This window comes from Streptomyces sp. NPDC029139 (genome assembly GCF_055564335.1).
The window spans coordinates 21,809-37,534 of record NZ_JBVHWN010000021.1; the positions used below are offsets into that span (position 1 = coordinate 21,809).

General features: G+C 73.5%; 13 protein-coding genes. 5 read left to right on the plus strand and 8 right to left on the minus strand.

Annotated elements, in window-relative coordinates; genetic code table 11:
- Positions 1-21: 21 nt before the first annotated feature.
- Genes ACZ4VW_RS30815 through ACZ4VW_RS30825 form a run of 3 tightly spaced genes read left to right on the plus strand, consistent with a single transcriptional unit; the run spans position 22 to position 1,827 of the window.
- Complete coding sequence (locus ACZ4VW_RS30815; RefSeq protein WP_467968126.1) at positions 22-789, plus strand: GntR family transcriptional regulator; 768 nt, start codon at positions 22-24, stop codon at positions 787-789.
- Positions 790-820: 31 nt separating this feature from the next.
- Positions 821-1,585 carry a GntR family transcriptional regulator gene (locus ACZ4VW_RS30820; RefSeq protein WP_467968128.1) on the plus strand — a complete coding sequence of 255 codons (765 nt, stop codon included), beginning with the start codon at positions 821-823 and terminating at the stop codon, positions 1,583-1,585.
- Between the two features lie 26 nt (positions 1,586-1,611).
- Entirely contained in the window at positions 1,612-1,827 is a 216-nt protein-coding gene (locus tag ACZ4VW_RS30825; RefSeq protein WP_467968130.1) for a dodecin, read from the plus strand.
- Positions 1,828-1,882: 55 nt separating this feature from the next.
- On the opposite strand, the gene ACZ4VW_RS30830 is transcribed toward ACZ4VW_RS30825, so the two are convergent.
- Positions 1,883-2,371, minus strand: coding sequence for a phosphatase domain-containing protein (locus ACZ4VW_RS30830; RefSeq protein ID WP_467968132.1), 489 nt, complete (start codon positions 2,369-2,371; stop codon positions 1,883-1,885).
- A gap of 60 nt (positions 2,372-2,431) precedes the next feature.
- Here ACZ4VW_RS30830 and ACZ4VW_RS30835 point away from each other — a divergent pair, with 60 nt between their 5' ends.
- Positions 2,432-3,466 (plus strand): MsnO8 family LLM class oxidoreductase, encoded by a 1,035-nt coding sequence (locus ACZ4VW_RS30835; RefSeq protein ID WP_467968134.1) that lies wholly within the window; start codon positions 2,432-2,434, stop codon positions 3,464-3,466.
- Between the two features lie 216 nt (positions 3,467-3,682).
- On the plus strand, positions 3,683-4,297 hold the full coding sequence (locus tag ACZ4VW_RS30840; RefSeq protein ID WP_467968136.1) for a LuxR C-terminal-related transcriptional regulator: 615 nt from the start codon (positions 3,683-3,685) through the stop codon (positions 4,295-4,297).
- 39 nt (positions 4,298-4,336) lie between these two features.
- On the opposite strand, the gene ACZ4VW_RS30845 is transcribed toward ACZ4VW_RS30840, so the two are convergent.
- The 7 genes from ACZ4VW_RS30845 to ACZ4VW_RS30875 all read right to left on the minus strand — a co-directional run bounded on the left by ACZ4VW_RS30845 (position 4,337) and on the right by ACZ4VW_RS30875 (position 15,725).
- Complete coding sequence (locus ACZ4VW_RS30845; RefSeq protein WP_467968138.1) at positions 4,337-6,151, minus strand: ATP-binding cassette domain-containing protein; 1,815 nt, start codon at positions 6,149-6,151, stop codon at positions 4,337-4,339.
- On the minus strand, positions 6,148-7,884 hold the full coding sequence (locus ACZ4VW_RS30850; protein ID WP_467968140.1) for an ABC transporter transmembrane domain-containing protein: 1,737 nt from the start codon (positions 7,882-7,884) through the stop codon (positions 6,148-6,150). The genes ACZ4VW_RS30845 and ACZ4VW_RS30850 overlap by 4 nt, the downstream gene beginning before the upstream one ends.
- Before the next feature lie 149 nt (positions 7,885-8,033).
- Positions 8,034-8,162 (minus strand): mycelium formation morphogenetic lantipeptide SapB, encoded by a 129-nt coding sequence (gene ramS / locus ACZ4VW_RS30855; RefSeq protein WP_355109764.1) that lies wholly within the window; start codon positions 8,160-8,162, stop codon positions 8,034-8,036.
- Complete coding sequence (gene lanKC / locus ACZ4VW_RS30860) at positions 8,159-10,834, minus strand: class III lanthionine synthetase LanKC (RefSeq protein WP_467968142.1); 2,676 nt, start codon at positions 10,832-10,834, stop codon at positions 8,159-8,161. The genes ramS and lanKC overlap by 4 nt, the downstream gene beginning before the upstream one ends.
- Before the next feature lie 475 nt (positions 10,835-11,309).
- On the minus strand, positions 11,310-12,959 hold the full coding sequence (locus ACZ4VW_RS30865) for a protein kinase domain-containing protein (protein WP_467968144.1): 1,650 nt from the start codon (positions 12,957-12,959) through the stop codon (positions 11,310-11,312).
- Between the two features lie 73 nt (positions 12,960-13,032).
- Positions 13,033-13,782: a succinate dehydrogenase/fumarate reductase iron-sulfur subunit gene (locus ACZ4VW_RS30870; RefSeq protein ID WP_467968146.1), complete on the minus strand. Its 750-nt coding sequence runs from the start codon at positions 13,780-13,782 to the stop codon at positions 13,033-13,035.
- Positions 13,779-15,725, minus strand: coding sequence for a fumarate reductase/succinate dehydrogenase flavoprotein subunit (locus ACZ4VW_RS30875; RefSeq protein WP_467968148.1), 1,947 nt, complete (start codon positions 15,723-15,725; stop codon positions 13,779-13,781). Before ACZ4VW_RS30875 ends, ACZ4VW_RS30870 begins: the two co-directional genes overlap by 4 nt.
- Position 15,726: the final 1 nt, after the last annotated feature.

Genomic DNA, 15,726 nt, shown 5'->3' on the forward strand with positions numbered 1-15,726 from the left:
GTTGACCAGTAGGGAGCCGGCATGAAGGACGACGCCTCGGGCGGGGTGCTGAAGAGGGAGCGCGTACGGGAGCATCTGCTGGGCCTGATCGAGGCCGGCCGCCCCGGCGAGCCGATCCCCTCCGAGCGCACCCTGTGCGCCACTCTCGGCGTCTCGCGCCCCACCCTGCGCGCCGCCGTCGACGAACTCGTCGCCACGGGCGCGCTGGTACGGGAACACGGACGCGGCATGTTCGTCGCCCCCGCCAAGATCACCCAGCAACTCGCACCGGACCACGCGGCCTTCACCGTCCCGCGCGCCTCCGGCAGCTGGTCCGGCACGGTGCTGGAGTCCGCGAGGCTCCGGGCCGGCGCGCGCATCGGCCGCAAGCTCCGCGTCTCCCCCGCCGCCGAGCTGCTCTACATCGCCCGCCTGCGTCTGGTCGACGGCTCCCCCATGGCGATCGAGCACCTGCACATCCCGGCGGATTTGGTCCCCGCCGCGCTCACCGCGCGGGAGCTGGAGTCCGGCGACCTGTACGACCACCTCCGGGACCACCACCGCGTCCATGTCCGGGAGGCGACGCAGTCGATCGAACCCACCGTCGTGAGCGAGGCCGAGGCAGCCCTCCTGGACGTCCCGGTCCTCTCCCCCGCCCTGCTGATCGAACGCCTCACCCTCGACACCTCGGGCCGGCCGGTCGAGTACGTCCACTCCGTGTACCGGGGCGACCGCTACCGCATCGTCTCCCGCCTCGACTTCACCCGTGACGGCGTCGTGACCTCCTCCACGGCCGGGGATGCATACTGACCGCCGGACGACAGGCCGGGGAGGGCACGCGATGGAGCTCAAGCGGGAGCGGGTACGGGAGCATCTGCTGGCCGTGATCGACGGGCGCCGTCCCGGGGACGCCATCCCCTCCGAGCGCACGCTGTGCGCCACCCTCGGCGTCTCGCGCCCCACCCTGCGCGCCGCCGTCGACGAACTCGTCGCCACGGGCGCGCTGGTACGGGAACACGGACGCGGCATGTTCGTCGCCCCCGCCAAGATCACCCAGGAACTCGTCGCCGAGGACCACGCGGCGGGCGCGCCCCGGAGCCGTGGCAGCTGGACGAGCACGGTGCTGGAGTTCCGTACCGTACGGGCCGGCGCGAGGATCGGGCGGAAGCTGAAGGTCTCCCCGGCGGCGGAGCTGGTGTACGTGGCGCGGCTGCGGCAGGTCGACGGGGCTCCGATCGCCCTGGAGCACCTGCACGTCCCCGCCGCGCTGGTGCCCGGTCTGACGCCCGCCGACATGGAGGCCGGCTTCTACGCCCATCTGCGGGAGACGTGCGGCATCAGGACGGCGCACGCGGTCCAGTCGATCGAGCCGACCGTCCTGAGCGAGGAGGAGGCCGCCCTCCTGGACGTCCCGGTCCTCTCCCCCGCCCTGCTCTTCGACCGGATCACCTCGGACACCGGCGGGCGGCCGGTGGAGTACGTCCGTTCGCTGTACCGCGGCGACCGCTACCGGATCGTCTCGCGGCTCGCTCTCGGTGCCGGCGCCGCCGACCACCCGGCGCCTGACGTGTCGCGGACCGGGGCGTGGTGGGGCACGGTGGAATAACCTTCGAGGAGAGGAGTTCGGCCCCCATGTCGAACCACACCTACCGCGTCACCGAGATCGTCGGCACCTCCACGGAGAGCGTCGACCAGGCCATTCGTAACGGCATCGAACGGGCCTCGCAGACGCTCCGCGGCCTCGACTGGTTCGAGGTGACGCAGGTGCGCGGCCACCTCGTCGACGGGGCGATCGGGCACTACCAGGTCGGCCTGAAGGTCGGATTCCGCCTGGAGGAGGGCCAGTGACCCGAGCGGGTCAGGCCCTGTCTCCTTCTTCCGGGCGTCCCTGAGGGCAGCCGGGTCAGGTCCTGCCCTCCTTCTCCTGGGCGGCCTTGAGGGCCTCCGACGCCACGGCCCAGCGGGCCCGGACGACCGGGAAGCCGGCCTCCTCGGCCGCGTCGCAGACCAGCTCGTCGTCGTCGACCAGCATCCGGACCTCGCGGTCGCGGCCGAGCCGGCGCAGGATCTCCAGCTTGGTGTGGCGCGCGGGACGGAAGTCGTTGTTGCGGCGCATGTGGATCGGACCGCCGGGCAGGTCCTGCGCGGCGAGCCAGGCGACCGTGTCCCGGCGGCAGCGCTCGGGCCGCCCGGTGAGGTAGACGATCTCGCACTCCTCGGCGGCCTCCCGGCACAGGGCGACGCCCTTCGCGAGCGGCGGGTCCTGGGGCGCCGCGGCGAAGAAGGCCGCCCAGTCGCGCGGACGCCGTTCCAGGAAGTGCTGGCGGTGTGCGGTACCGGCGAGCGTGTTGTCGAGATCGAAGACGGCCACGGGCCTGCTGTTTCGCGTCACGCGGACAGCGTAGGGAACACGGCGCGGGAATCCTGCCCGCGCGCAGGCGTTGCACCCGTCGTGACCCTTTCTTCCGACGGCATCCGTCTTTCCGTCCTCGACCGCTCCCGGACCCGGGAGGGCGAGGACGAATCCGTCGCGCTGCGCGCCACCGTGGACCTCGCGCGGGAGGTGGAGGCCCTCGGGTACCACCGGTTCTGGGTCTCGGAGCACCACAGCGTGCCGGGCGTGGCGGGCTCCGCGCCCACCGTGCTGGCCGCCGCCGTCGCGGCCGCCACGTCCGCCGTCCGGGTCGGCACCGGCGGGGTGATGCTGCCCAACCACCAGCCGATGGTCGTGGCCGAGCAGTTCGGCGTCCTGGAGTCGCTGTTCCCCGGGCGGATCGACATGGGGCTGGGCCGCTCGGTCGGCTTCACGGACGGCATCCGCCGTGCGCTCGGCCGGGACAAGGACGACGCCGAGCGGTTCGGGGAGCAGCTGACCGAGCTGCTCGGCTGGTTCACGGGGACGCAGACCGCCCACCCGCAGGTGCACGCCCGCCCGGCGGAGGGCAGGCGTGTGCCGCCGTACGTCCTCGCGACGGGCGAGGGCGCCTCGGTCGCCGCCGAGGCCGGTCTTCCGCTGGTCGTCGGGGATCTGCGGGGGCGCGAGCGGATGCTGCGCGCGATCGAGGTCTACCGGTCCGCCTTCCGTCCCTCCCCCTGGTCCGAGGAGCCGTACGTCGTCATCTCGGGCACGGTCGCGGTGGCCGGTACCGAGGAGGAGGCCCGGCGCCTGCTGATCCCGGAGGCGTGGTCGCTGGCGTACTCGCGTACCCAGGGTGTCTTTCCGCCGCTGATGCCCGTCGAGCGCATCGAGGCACTGGCGATGACGGAGAAGCAGCGCGCGTTCTTCGCCTCGGGCCTGGAGGGGCACCTGTACGGCACGGAGGAGCAGGTCGGCGAGGCTCTGCGGCGGGTGGTGCAGGAGAGCGGCGCCCAGGAGGTCCTGGTGACGACCAGTACGTACGACCGCGACGCGCTGCGCGACTCCTACCGCCGGCTGGCCCGTGCCACCGGCCTGACCGGTGGGGCCGACTCCGCGCACCCGGCGTAGAGGCGGGATCGGGACATTCCCCGCGCACTCCGGTCGGCACCCCACCTCTCCGGCCTGTGCACCGGTCGGGGTGAGGGAAAGGTTCCGGCCTTCGCGCCCTCCTGTGCGCCCCTCGTGCGCCCAGTGTCGCGTTCTCGCTCAGGACGCAAGGGCAGAGGGGTGGGGTGGCTGCTCGCGCCGTGCCCCCTGGCACGGCGGAGGACCGAAGGGGTGGGAATGACAAGAGTGACGGTGGTCTACGAAGCACAGCTCCTCCGTGCCGCGCTGGTGGAACTGCTGCGATCGGGCGGGTGCCTGGTCGTCTCCTCGCTGCCGCACTGGCCCCGGGAGCCGGGGCCCGAGACGTCGCCTCCGGACGTGTACGTCGCCGATGCCGAATGTCTGCCCGCTGCCGGGGCGCCGCCCGGCAGCGCATCGACATCGGCACCGGCGACCCCGGGAGCCGGTGGCAGGCCGCTGCTGGCGCTGATTCCCGCTCAGCGACCCGGTGTGCTGCGCCGGGCCCACGCGGCGGGGGCGACGGGATTCGTCGACAAGAACGGTTCGAAGAGCCGATTACTCGAGGCGGTGCACCGTGTCGCCGCGGGCGAGCGTTTCATCGACGACTCGCTCGCCGTCGGATTTCTCCAAGCCGCGGAGATGCCGCTCACCCGGCGTGAGCTCACTGTTCTCTCGCTGGCCGCCAAGGGGGCGCCGGTCGCCGAGATCGCCGCGACGCTCTACCTGTCCAGGGGCACGGTCCGCAACTACATGGCGAGCGTCATCCGCAAGGTCGGCGCGCGCAATCGGGTGGACGCCATCCGGATCGCCCAGGGTGCCGGGTGGACCTGACCGCCGTCGCGTGACGTCTCGGCGGGCTCGCGCTCCCGTTCACTCCTGGACGTCGTTCCAGTGCCCCACCAGGTCGCGGTAGAGAGCGGACCGCACGAGCAGGTCGTCGTGCGTGCCGTACGCGGCCCGGGTGCCGTCGAGGACGAGGATCCGGTCGGCGCGGAGGGCGGACGACAGCCGGTGGGCCACGACGACCAGGGTCCCGGGCCGGGCGCGCAGGGCGCGCTCGGCCGTGGCCTCCGCGACGGGGTCCAGATGGCAGGTCGCCTCGTCGAGCAGGAGCAGGGGGGCCGGGGAGAGATGCGCGCGCCCGAGGGCGATCAGCTGGCGCTCACCGAGGGAGAGTGTGTCCGGCGTCAGCGGACCTTCGAGCCCGCCGAGACGGTCGACGAGCGGTTCCAGCGCCAGGGCCCGTACGGCCTCGTCGACGTCGGACCGGCGGGCGTCGGGCCGCAGATACCGGAGGTTCTCCCGCAGGGTGCCGGTGAAGACGTACGCCTCCTGCGGAATCAGTACACGCAGGGCCGCGAGTTCGGGCGGGCGATGGTGCGCGACGGGGCGGCCGGCGAGGCGTACGTCGCCCTGGTCGGGCGTCAGCAACCCCGCGGCGACGTGCAGCAGGGTCGACTTGCCGATGCCGCTCGGGCCGACGACGGCGATGTGCTCCCCCTCCTCGACGGTCAGTTCCAGATGGTCGAGGACGGCACGGGCACCGGGCCCGTATGCGGCCCGGACCCCGCTCAGCTCCAGTGCCGCCGTCGCGCGACCCGCCCGCGGGTGCCCACGACGGGCGGCGGTGGGAGGAGCGGGCTCGGGCATCGGACGGGTGAGTCGGTCGAGGATCACGAAGAGACGCGCTCCGGCGGCGCCCAGGACCGTCATCAGTGTCTGCAGTGCCGGGAGGAGCGCCTGGAGAACGTAGGTGAGCGCACCCACCAGGGCGCCGGTCGTGACCCCGTGGCGATGGAGCCACGGGGTCGCGGCAAGCAGCAGGAACACCGGCAGCTGCCCCGCCGTCGCGACGGAGAGCGTGCGCGCCGCCGCCCACCGGGCCATGGCGCGCTGGGCGGCGGCGGCCTCGTCGATCGCACGGCGGTTTTGGGTGGCGGTCGGCTCCTGGGCTCCGCAGGCGACGATGTCGCGCAGGGCTGTGCACGTGATCTCGGCTCTCCGCCCGACCGCCTCGTCGGCGTCGAGGTAGCGGTGCTGGGCGCGTGCCATGGGCCGCAGGGAAGCGGTGAACAGGGCGAGGCCCAGCACCATCGGCGGGAGGACGATGAGGAGCAACCGCGGCGCCAGTGACAGCAGACCGATCAAGGCTCCGGCGGCGACGAAGACGAAGGAGCGGGCGGCGAGCACCAGCCCGGCGAAGCTGTCGCGGGCGATCTCGGTCTGGCTGGTCAGCCGGGACACCGCGGTCGTGTCCACGGTCGCGCCCGCTGCGGTGGCGGCGCGCAGCGCGTGGCGCACCGACCGCCGTACGAGGTGATCGCGCAACGGTTCGGTCAGATGCGCGAGTTGGGCGAAGACCCCACGGAGGACCGGAGCGCCGAGAAGGATGGCCACGACGGCGCCGGTCAGCCAGAGCAGCCCGGTCGCCGGGGCGCCCCGCAGGAAGCCGTCGTCCAGGGCACGTGCCACGCAGTAGCCGCCGAGGAACGTCTGCGCGGACTCGGCCGCGGACCATGCCGCCAGTCTGACCAGCACGCCCTTGCGGCGGCCGAGGAAGACCGCCGCCGAAGCCCTGACGCGCCGGGACGCCCCGGGCTTTCCGGCGGCCACCCCCGCGTCACGGGGGGCCGGCCGCGTCTGCGGAGGGTCCGCCGCCCGGCCCGTGTCCGCCCCCGCGGTCATGCGCCCGCCCCGGGGCCGTCGTGGGCGGAGAACACGGCGCGGTAGTCCGGGTCCTCCCACAGCCGGCGGTGCGGTGCGTACCGCCGCACGCGGCCCCCCTCCAGCCAGACGACCCGGTCCGCGCGGGCGGCGGTGGACACCCGGTGGGCCACGATCAAGGTGGTGCACGGCCGCAGCAGGGTGGAGAGGGCGAGCTCCACCTGCCGTTCGGTGGCCGTGTCGAGGCTCGACATCGCGTCATCGAGAATCATCAGGCGGCCCGCGCCGATGAACGCCCGTGCCAGCCCGAGGCGTTGGCTCTCGCCACCGGAGAACGGCGCGTCGTCCAAGGGCGTGTGGTAGCCGCGCGGCAGCAGCCGGATGAAGCTGTCGGCGCTCGCGGCACGCGCCGCCCGTCGGACCTCGGCGGTCGTGGCGGGGCCCCGGCCGGGGCCGATCCCGGCGGCGACCGCGGAACGGACCGTGGCGGCGGCGCCGCCGTCGAAGGCGGGCCGGGCGAACGCGTAGGCGGTCGCCCCCCGCAGTTCGTCGTGGGACAGCGCGGCCATGGCGACACCGTCGAGGAGGACCTGCCCCGCGTCGGGGTCGGTCAGCCGGCCCGCGACAGCGGCCAGGGTCGACTTGCCCGCGCCCGAGCGGCCCACGACGGCCACCGTCGATCCGCCGTCGATCGCGAGCGTCACGTCCGTGAGCAGCGGGAGGCCGTCGCGCACCACCCGCACTCCCCGTAGCTCCAGGCCACCGGGCCCGTCGGCAGGCAGGACGGCGGAGCCGTACGGCACGGGGGGAAGGTCGGCGAGTTCGGAGGTGCGGCGTCCTGCGCTGCGGGCCCGCACCAGCGTGCCGAGCGGCACCGCGATGCCTCCGATGCCGGCGGCGAGGGCGGCGTACCGGGTGGCGGCCAGCAGTGCGCCGACGCTGAGCTCCCCCGAGGCGAGCCGGGTCCCCGCCACCGCCACGACGGCGGTGGTGAGCAACGGGAGCAGGACTCCGCTGCGGGCCACGGCGCGACCGTGGACGAGCCACATGCGCGTGCCGTGCCGCGTCATGTCCTCCAGTGGGGCGAGGATGCGCTCCTCCTCGCGGCGTGCCGTGTCCGCGGCGGCGATGGTGCGCGCGCCTTTCAGCGCCTCGGCCAGCCGGGCGGCGATGACACCCTGCGCATGCTGGTACCGGCCGACGGTGTCGGAGGACTGGTGCGCGAACGCGCGCAGCAGCAGCAGGAGCAGGGGAAGACCGGCGGCGAAGACGGCGGCGAGCCAGAGGTCGATGACGGCCAGCGCGACGAGGGCACCGGCCGGGGCGAGTACGGAGGCCACCGAGGTCGCGAGCGCCGCCGGTGCGGTGCCGCTGTCCGTGGCGTTGACGCACAGCCGGGCGGCGACGTCGCCGCCGGAGTGGGACGCGGCGCGATGAGGGGCCGTGCGGAGCAGCCCGGTCAGCGCACGTCGGCGGATCCAGGCGGTGGCGCGGGCGTTGGTGAGCTGGGTCAGCAGGACCGACGCGCCCTCCAGCAGGACTTCCGCGGCGAGCAGCACGCCGACGTACACCAGCCAGGTGCCCGCGCCGGGGCGCTGGTGCAGCAGCAGATCCAGGGTCCTGCCGGCCATGGCGGGGACGGCGAGGGAGCAGGCCGCACCGGCGACCGAGCAGACGAGCAGCGCGACCGTGGTTCCGGCGGTGTGCCGTACGGCGCCGCGCGACAGCCGGTCGGAACCGGTCGGCGAGGCCATCCGATGCCCTTTCTCCTGGCGGGTGTGGTTCCCCGGCCGGGCAGCCCCCGCGCTCGGCCCCCGACGGCCGGTGCCCCCGGAGACGCGCTCCAGGGGCACCGGGACTCCGCGCCGACGTGCTCAGCTGCCGTACGCGGAGCCGGGCCGGGTCAGTTGCAGGTCGTCACGCTGAGGCTGCTGTCGCCGCAGAGCAGAAGGCTCGCGCGGCTACCGGTCTCGACGTCACCGACGGCCTCGTCCTTGGGGGTCTCCAGCGACTGCAGGTCGAGCAGGTTCATGATCGTTTCCTTTCGTGTGGGGACGGTGGTGCAGGGACGACCCCGGTACGGGGCCGGTTCTGGGGCCGCGGAAGCGGCGGGAGGAAGGGCAGGTGTGCCGGGCGGTCGCCCAGCGCTGCCGCGAGGGCCAGCAGGACGCCCGCGGTGCCGGTGGCGAGGTCCATGGAGAGCCGCATCATCTGTTCGCCGGGGAAGGCGAGATGGCCCTGGTAGGCCATCGCGTGCCAGGTCAGGCAGTCGACCTGGCGGCGTACGTCCGCCGGCTCCGTGCCGGGGCCGCCGACGTTCGTGCGGGCGAGGTGGAGCACCATCCCGGAGGCGCCGCGAAAGAGTCCCGGCTGGGCGTAGAAGGTGGCCTGGGCCGCCCGCACGATCTCGTGGCGGGCCCGCTCGAGGGCGTCGTCGCGGCGGTGGAGGAGGTAGTCGTCGATCACCATGCCGATGCCCACACTGCCGGCGCCGAGGTACGGCATCGTCCGCCAGCCCTCGTCGACCTGGAGGGTGCCGGAGATTCCGCGCACACACCGGGAGAGGTCGTCGTGGAGCGCTTCGGCGGCGAGGTCGAGGAGGGCGGTGTCCCGGGTGCGTTCGTAGAGCCGGACGAACAGCAGTGCCCGGCCGGCCCCACCGTGCAGCAGCCCGGTCCGCACCCGGCCCGGTGACTCCCCCGCCGCCCGGGAGGCGGCGGGCGGGCGGGCCGTCAGTTCCGCGCAGCGCAGGGCCGCGTCGTGCAGGGCCGTCTCACCGGTGGCGGTGGCCAGGGCGTCCAGGGCCAGGCCGATGCCGGCCGTTCCGCCGTGCAGGTCGGGGGCGAGTGCGTCGTGGTCCTCCTCGAGGACCAGGTCCGCCAGTTCGAGGGCGGCCGCCGTGTGCCCGAGCCGCTGGAGGGTCCACGCGATGCCGGTCAGCCCGTCGTAGAAGCCGAGCGGCGTGCCGGACCCCGGCTGTTTCGCGTACCGCAGGAGTCCGGCCTCCGCCGCGGGGCACCGCTCGGCCCCGCTCTCCTGGAGGGCGTGGAGGACGCCCGCCGTACCGTAGCCGAGGGACAGCGCGCCGCCGGCGGTGGCGAACTGCGCGATGTCGCCGGGGAAGAAACGATCCTCCCGGTCCGGGGTCGCCGATGCCAGGATCGCGCGCACCATCGAGTCGCGGCTGCGCGGCCAGTCTCCCGGCTCCTCGGGAAGGAAGCGGGCCCTGCCCGCGGGACGGGCGGGCGCCGGCGCACCGCCGGGAGGCGCGTCACCGGCCGGTTCGCGGATGATCTCCCGTACTGCCGCCTCCAGGAAGTCCCGGGGTACCGGGAACCGCGCCGCCGCGACCTCCGCCAGGTGCGCGGCCTTGGCCCGGTCCACGGCGAAGAGGCTGGTGAGCGGGACGAACAGGGCGATGCGCAGGCAGGCGAGGGCGTAGCGGTCCACGTCGAGGCCACGCCGGTCGGCGGGTGCGACGAACGCCGGGTTGGCGACGGTCTGGCGGCCGCCGGCCGCGGCCGGCTGTGCCGCCTCGAAGTCCAGCAGCACCACGGAGGACTCGTCCTCGGACACCATGATGTTGAACAGGTGCAGGTCGTTGAAGACGATCCCGCGCGCATGCACCTCGGCCATGGCCCGCTCCACGAGCCCATGTACGCGCAGCGCCCACTCCGTGTACTCGGCGAGCCGCTCCGCCGACGGATCGGCCTCCATCAGCGGATGCCTGCGGGCGAAGAAGGTGTTGAGCGGCTTGCCCTCCACGAACTCGAGGGCCAGGAAGTGGTGGTCGCCAAGGGTGAAGCTGTCGAGGACCTCCGGTGTGCAGGCGAGCCCCGAAAGCCGCTCCAGCGCGCCGCGTTCGCGGTGCAGCCGTGCGACGGCGTCGGCGCCGTCGGCGGCCAGCCCGGCGTACGGCCGCGCCTCCTTCAGGACGACGCGTCTGCCGGTCCGCCGGTGCCGGGCCTCGTAGACACCGCCGCCGTTGGAGAAGTGCAGGGCCTTCTCGATCTCGTACGGCATGTCCTGGACGGTCACCGCGGCCCTCGCGTCGAGGTGCGGGCGCAGGAAGGGGGGCGGGGTCACCCACGCGGGCACGGAGAAGACGGGACCGCGCTGGTCGGGTACGAGGGTGCCCGAGCCGTCCTCGATGGCCGGCCGCAACTCCCCGTGCGCGTCGTAGCAGTGGCGGCGGACGAAGCTCCCGTACCGCAGGTGCACGGGGCCCCGGCCCCACCGCAGGTCGCTGAGGATGTAGGGGCCCGGTTCACCGTCGAGCGACCGCGCCAGGTCGGTGGCCACGCGTTCGCACTGCTTGTCGTCGGCCGGGTAGACCGTGATGAACTTGCCGCTCGCCGCGCGGTCCGCGTACTTGGCGTTGCGCTGGTGCAGCAGGTACCGGCTCGGCACGAACTTGAAGGCCACGTCATGGCGCAGGCAGTAGTCCCGGACGGTGGCGAGGACCGTCTCCGCGTTGTCGAGAGCGGCCGAGACGTGGATCTTCCAGCCCTGCGCCGGGAGCGGGCGGCCCAGCGGGCGCAGGGCGAGCCAGTCGCCCGTCCGCCGGCGGGTCCAGCCCTCGGGGACGGGGAGTGTGGCGGCCGGGTAGAGGGAGTCGCCCCCTCCGTCGGCGAAGACGAGGCGGTGCGGGGCGTCGTAGAAGTGACGGTCGGCGTCGCAGAAAACCGCGTACCCCTTGTTCACAACGCACTCCCTCGGTCGGTGACGAGTCGACGTTGTCACGGCCCCGAGGGGCCACGACAGTCGCCGCTGTCACGTTCCGCCCGTGCGGTACGCATAGGTAACCGGCCGCCGTCGCCCCTGCGTCGGCGGGGCGACGGCGGCCGGCTGCGCGGTTCGCTCCTCGGTGGAGAGGCCCTGGCCCTTGCGCCACGTACGCGTCGCCGTGGGTGCTGTGCGGGCTGCCGGGCGTCGCGTACGGGCCGCCCTGGACCACGGACGGGTCACTGTGCGTCGCGTACGGGCCGCCCTGGACCACGGACGGGCTGTGGTGCGTCGCGTACGGGCCGCCGGCGGGGGCGGCACCCGCCGTCGTCATGGCGAGGGCGACGCCACGGCGAGGGCAACCGCCACGGCACCCCTGGTGGCCGCCGCCCTGGCTCCCGGAACGGCTCCGGCGCACGGGCGGCTCAGGCGCGACACATGTGCTCCCTCGCCGTCAGAGCGGCAGGGTGCGCCAGCCTCGGGTGATCTCGTCACGGACCGTGTCCGGTTGCGTCGGCTCGTGGTGCGGGCCGGCCTGCGACGTGAGCAGGTCCACCAGGCCCGCGCCGTCCGCCGGCCGGGCGGCCGGGTCGACGGTCAGTGCCCGGCTCACGGCGGCCGCGAGGTCCGGGGCGAGGGCGTGGACCGCGGCCAGCGCGGCGGCCTCCGGATCGCCGTCGACGATCCGGCGGATCACCGCTCCCGTACTGGTCGCCGCGAACGGGCTGCTGCCGTGTGCGGCACAGACCACGCAGCAGGCCCATGCCCACACGTCGGCGGCCGGACCGACCCGCTCCTCGCCGAACTGTTCCGGCGCCATGTAGGTCAGGGTCCCCGGCCCGGCGCCGGTGCGGGTGAGCCGGGTGCCGTCGACCAGGTCCGCGATGCCGAAGTCGAGCAGGCGTGGCCCGGCCGAGGTCAGCATGATGTTCGCGGGCTTGAGGTCGCGGTGGACCAGGCCCAGCCGGTGGACCCCGGACAGGGCCACGGCCAGCGCGAGCGCCAGCGCCCGCAGCGCTTCGGGGGCCCGGATCGGCCCCTGCTCCTCCAGGTACGCGTCGAGGGGCCGTCCGTCCAGCAACTCCATGGCCAGGTACGGCCGTCCGGCGTCGACGCCGGAGTCGAGGACGCGGGCGGTGTAGGCACCGGGGACCATGGACAGCACCTCGGACTCGCGCTGGAACCGGCGCAACAGGTCCGCGTTGTCGAGGAGTTCCGCATTGATGGTCTTCAGCGCCACCTGCGTCGCCGCCCCCTCCCGCCGGGCGAGGTAGACCGTGCCCATGCCGCCGGCGCCGATGCGGCCGAGGAGCTGGTAGCCGCCGATCGTCGGCGCCTCGCCCGGGTGAAGCGGGTGGTGCGGTACGGGGACCGCGACCGGGCTGGGCCGGGTCGGCACGTACGGGGCGGGCCCGGCCCGCCGCGGGGGCCGGGCGGGAGGCACGTACCCGGGCCCCGCCGTCGGCGCGTCGGCGGCGGCCCGCCCGGCGGGGACCGCGGCGCCCAGGGCCGCAACGCCTTCATCGGGGAGATACCTGCGGCTTGCCGTGTAGGCGACGGCCTGGCACGCGACGGCGGCCAAGGCCAGCCCCGTCGGCAGGAACAGCCCCAGTGCCACCCGGAGCGCCAGCAGTACCCCGGTCCGCAGCCGCGCCTCGGGCGACGAGGTCCAGGACCCCGCGGGCACACCCGCGGTCAGGAGGTTGCGCTGCGTTCGGAACCACAGCAGCGGCCAGACGACCGCGCCCAGACCGAGGAGGACGACGTACAGGGCCCAGCCCATCGCCTGCGCGTAGCCGAGGTGGTTCGACAGCGTGAAGCCGCTCTCGAGGGCGATGGGGACCCTCAGGAAGTAGTACGCGGGATAGGAGTCCAGACTCACCAGGAACCACAGGCCGACGCCTCCCCCCACGGCCAGCGCCAACTCGCCCGCGACCGCTCCGCCGGCGATCCAGGGCGGCGCCGAGCGCTCGCTCAGCGCCTGCTGCCGAAGATCGCGCTGAGCCCGCCTCAGCAGCGGCACTGTCACCGCTCGCAACGCCAGCGCCGGTCCGACCGCGGCCAGGGCGCTCAGACTCAGCGACGTCTCCACGATCTCCGCCATGCTTCCCCCGTGTCTCCGTGTCCGGCCGGCCGGTAGAGCACAGGGGAGTATAGGGCGACCGACCCGATCCCCCTTACCGGCGGGCGGACTTGCGCTGGGCCCGCAGCCACTCCTTGTTCATCGCCGCGATCGACGGGAGCGGGATCCCCTTCGGGCAGGCCGTCGCGCACTCGCCGGTCAGGGTGCAGCCGCCGAAGCCCTCGGCGTCCATCTGGCCCACCATGTCCAGGACGCGCGTCTCGCGCTCCGGGGCGCCCTGGGGCAGGACGTTCAGGTGGTTGACCTTGGCGGAGGTGAAGAGCATCGCCGAGCCGTTGGGGCAGGCCGCCACGCACGCTCCGCAGCCGATGCACTCGGCGTGCTCGAAGGCGAAGTCCGCGTCGGCCTTGGGGACCGGCGTGGCGTGCGCCTCGGGGGCCGCGCCCGTCGGGACGCTGATGTAGCCGCCGGCCTGGATGATGCGGTCGAAGGCGGAGCGGTCGACCACCAGGTCCTTGACCACCGGGAAGGCGGACGCGCGCCACGGCTCGATGTCGATCGTGTCGCCGTCACGGAAGGCCCGCATGTGGAGCTGGCAGGTGGTCGTACGCTCCGGTCCGTGGGCGTCGCCGTTGATGACGAGGCTGCACGCGCCGCAGATGCCCTCGCGGCAGTCGTGGTCGAAGGCGACCGGGTCCTCGCCCTTGCGGATGAGCTCCTCGTTGAGGGTGTCGAGCATCTCCAGGAACGACATGTCGGAGGAGATTCCGTCCACCTCGTACGTGGACATGGCGCCGGGGGCGTCGGTGTTCTTCTGGCGCCAGACGCGCAGGGTGAGCTTCATGCGTAGCTCCGCTGGGTGGGGTGGACGTACTCGAAGACGAGGTCTTCCTTGTGCAGGACGGGGGCGTCGCCGGTGCCCCGGAACTCCCAGGCGGCGGCGTACGAGAACTCCTCGTCGCGCCGGGCGGCCTCGCCGTCCGGGGTCTGGGACTCCTCGCGGAAGTGGCCGCCGCAGGACTCGGCCCGGTTCAGCGCGTCGAGACACATCAGCTCGGCGAGCTCCAGGTAGTCGACGATCCGGTTGGCCTTCTCCAGCGACTGGTTGAACTCCTCTCCCGTGCCGGGAACCTTGATCCGGCGCCAGAACTCCTCGCGGATCCGGGGGATGCGGTCGAGCGCCTTGCGCAGGCCCTCCTCCGTGCGGGCCATGCCGCAGAACTCCCACATCAGCTCGCCCAGTTCGCGGTGGAAGGAGTCGGGCGTGCGGTCGCCGTCGACCGAGAGCAGGAGGTTGAGGCGGTCCTCGGTCTCGGCCAGCACCTCGCGCACCACCGGGTGGTCGTCGTCGAGGGGTTCGCTCGACGGGTGGCGGGCCAGATAGTCGTTGATCGTGGACGGCAGGACGAAGTAGCCGTCGGCGAGGCCCTGCATCAGCGCGGAGGCACCGAGCCGGTTGGCGCCGTGGTCGGAGAAGTTGGCCTCTCCGATGGCGAACAGGCCCGGCACGGTGGTCTGGAGGTCGTAGTCGACCCAGAGTCCGCCCATGGTGTAGTGCACGGCGGGGTAGATCCGCATCGGCACCTCGTACGGGTTCTCGGCGGTGATCCGCTCGTACATGTCGAAGAGGTTGCCGTACTTCTCCTCGACGGCCTTGCGGCCCATCCGCCGGATGGCGTCCGCGAAGTCGAGGTACACGCCCTGGCCGCCCGGTCCGACGCCCCGGCCCTCGTCGCAGACGTTCTTGGCGGCGCGGGAGGCGATGTCGCGCGGGACGAGGTTGCCGAAGGAGGGGTAGATGCGCTCCAGGTAGTAGTCGCGTTCGTCCTCGGGGATCTCGGCGGCGGGGCGGGTGTCGCCCTTCGCCTTGGGGACCCAGATGCGGCCGTCGTTGCGCAGCGACTCGCTCATCAGCGTGAGCTTGGACTGGTGGTCGCCGGTGCGCGGGATGCAGGTGGGGTGGATCTGGGTGAAGCAGGGGTTGGCGAAGTACGCTCCGCGCCGGTGCGCCCGCCAGACGGCGGTGGCGTTGGAGTTCATGGCGTTCGTCGAGAGGTAGAAGACGTTGCCGTAGCCGCCGCTGGCGAGGACCACCGCGTCCGCGTAGTGGGTGGAGATCGCGCCGGTGATCAGGTCGCGGGCGACGATGCCGCGCGCCCGCCCGTCGACCACGATCAGGTCGAGCATCTCGGTCCGGGCGTGCAGTTCGACGTTTCCGGCCGCGATCTGCCGGGACAGCGCCTGGTACGCGCCGAGGAGGAGCTGCTGGCCGGTCTGGCCGCGGGCGTAGAAGGTACGGGAGACCTGGACGCCGCCGAAGGAGCGGGTGTCGAGCAGGCCGCCGTACTCCCGGGCGAAGGGGACGCCCTGGGCGACGCACTGGTCGATGATCTCGACCGAGATCTGCGCGAGGCGGTGGACGTTGGACTCGCGGGCGCGGAAGTCGCCGCCCTTGACGGTGTCGTAGAAGAGGCGGTGGACGGAGTCGCCGTCGTTGCGGTAGTTCTTCGCGGCGTTGATGCCGCCCTGCGCGGCGATGGAGTGGGCCCGGCGCGGGGAGTCCTGGTAACAGAACTGGACGACGTGGTAGCCCTGTTCGGCGAGGGTCGCGCCGGCGGACCCGCCGGCGAGGCCGGTGCCGACGACGATGACGGTGTGCTTGCGGCGGTTGGCCGGATTGACCAGCTTGGCCTGGAAGCGGCGGGTGTCCCAGCGCTCGGCGATGGGGCCGGCGGGGGCCTTGTGGTCGACGACCGGCGCACCGGTCTCGAAGTCGAGGTAGCTCATG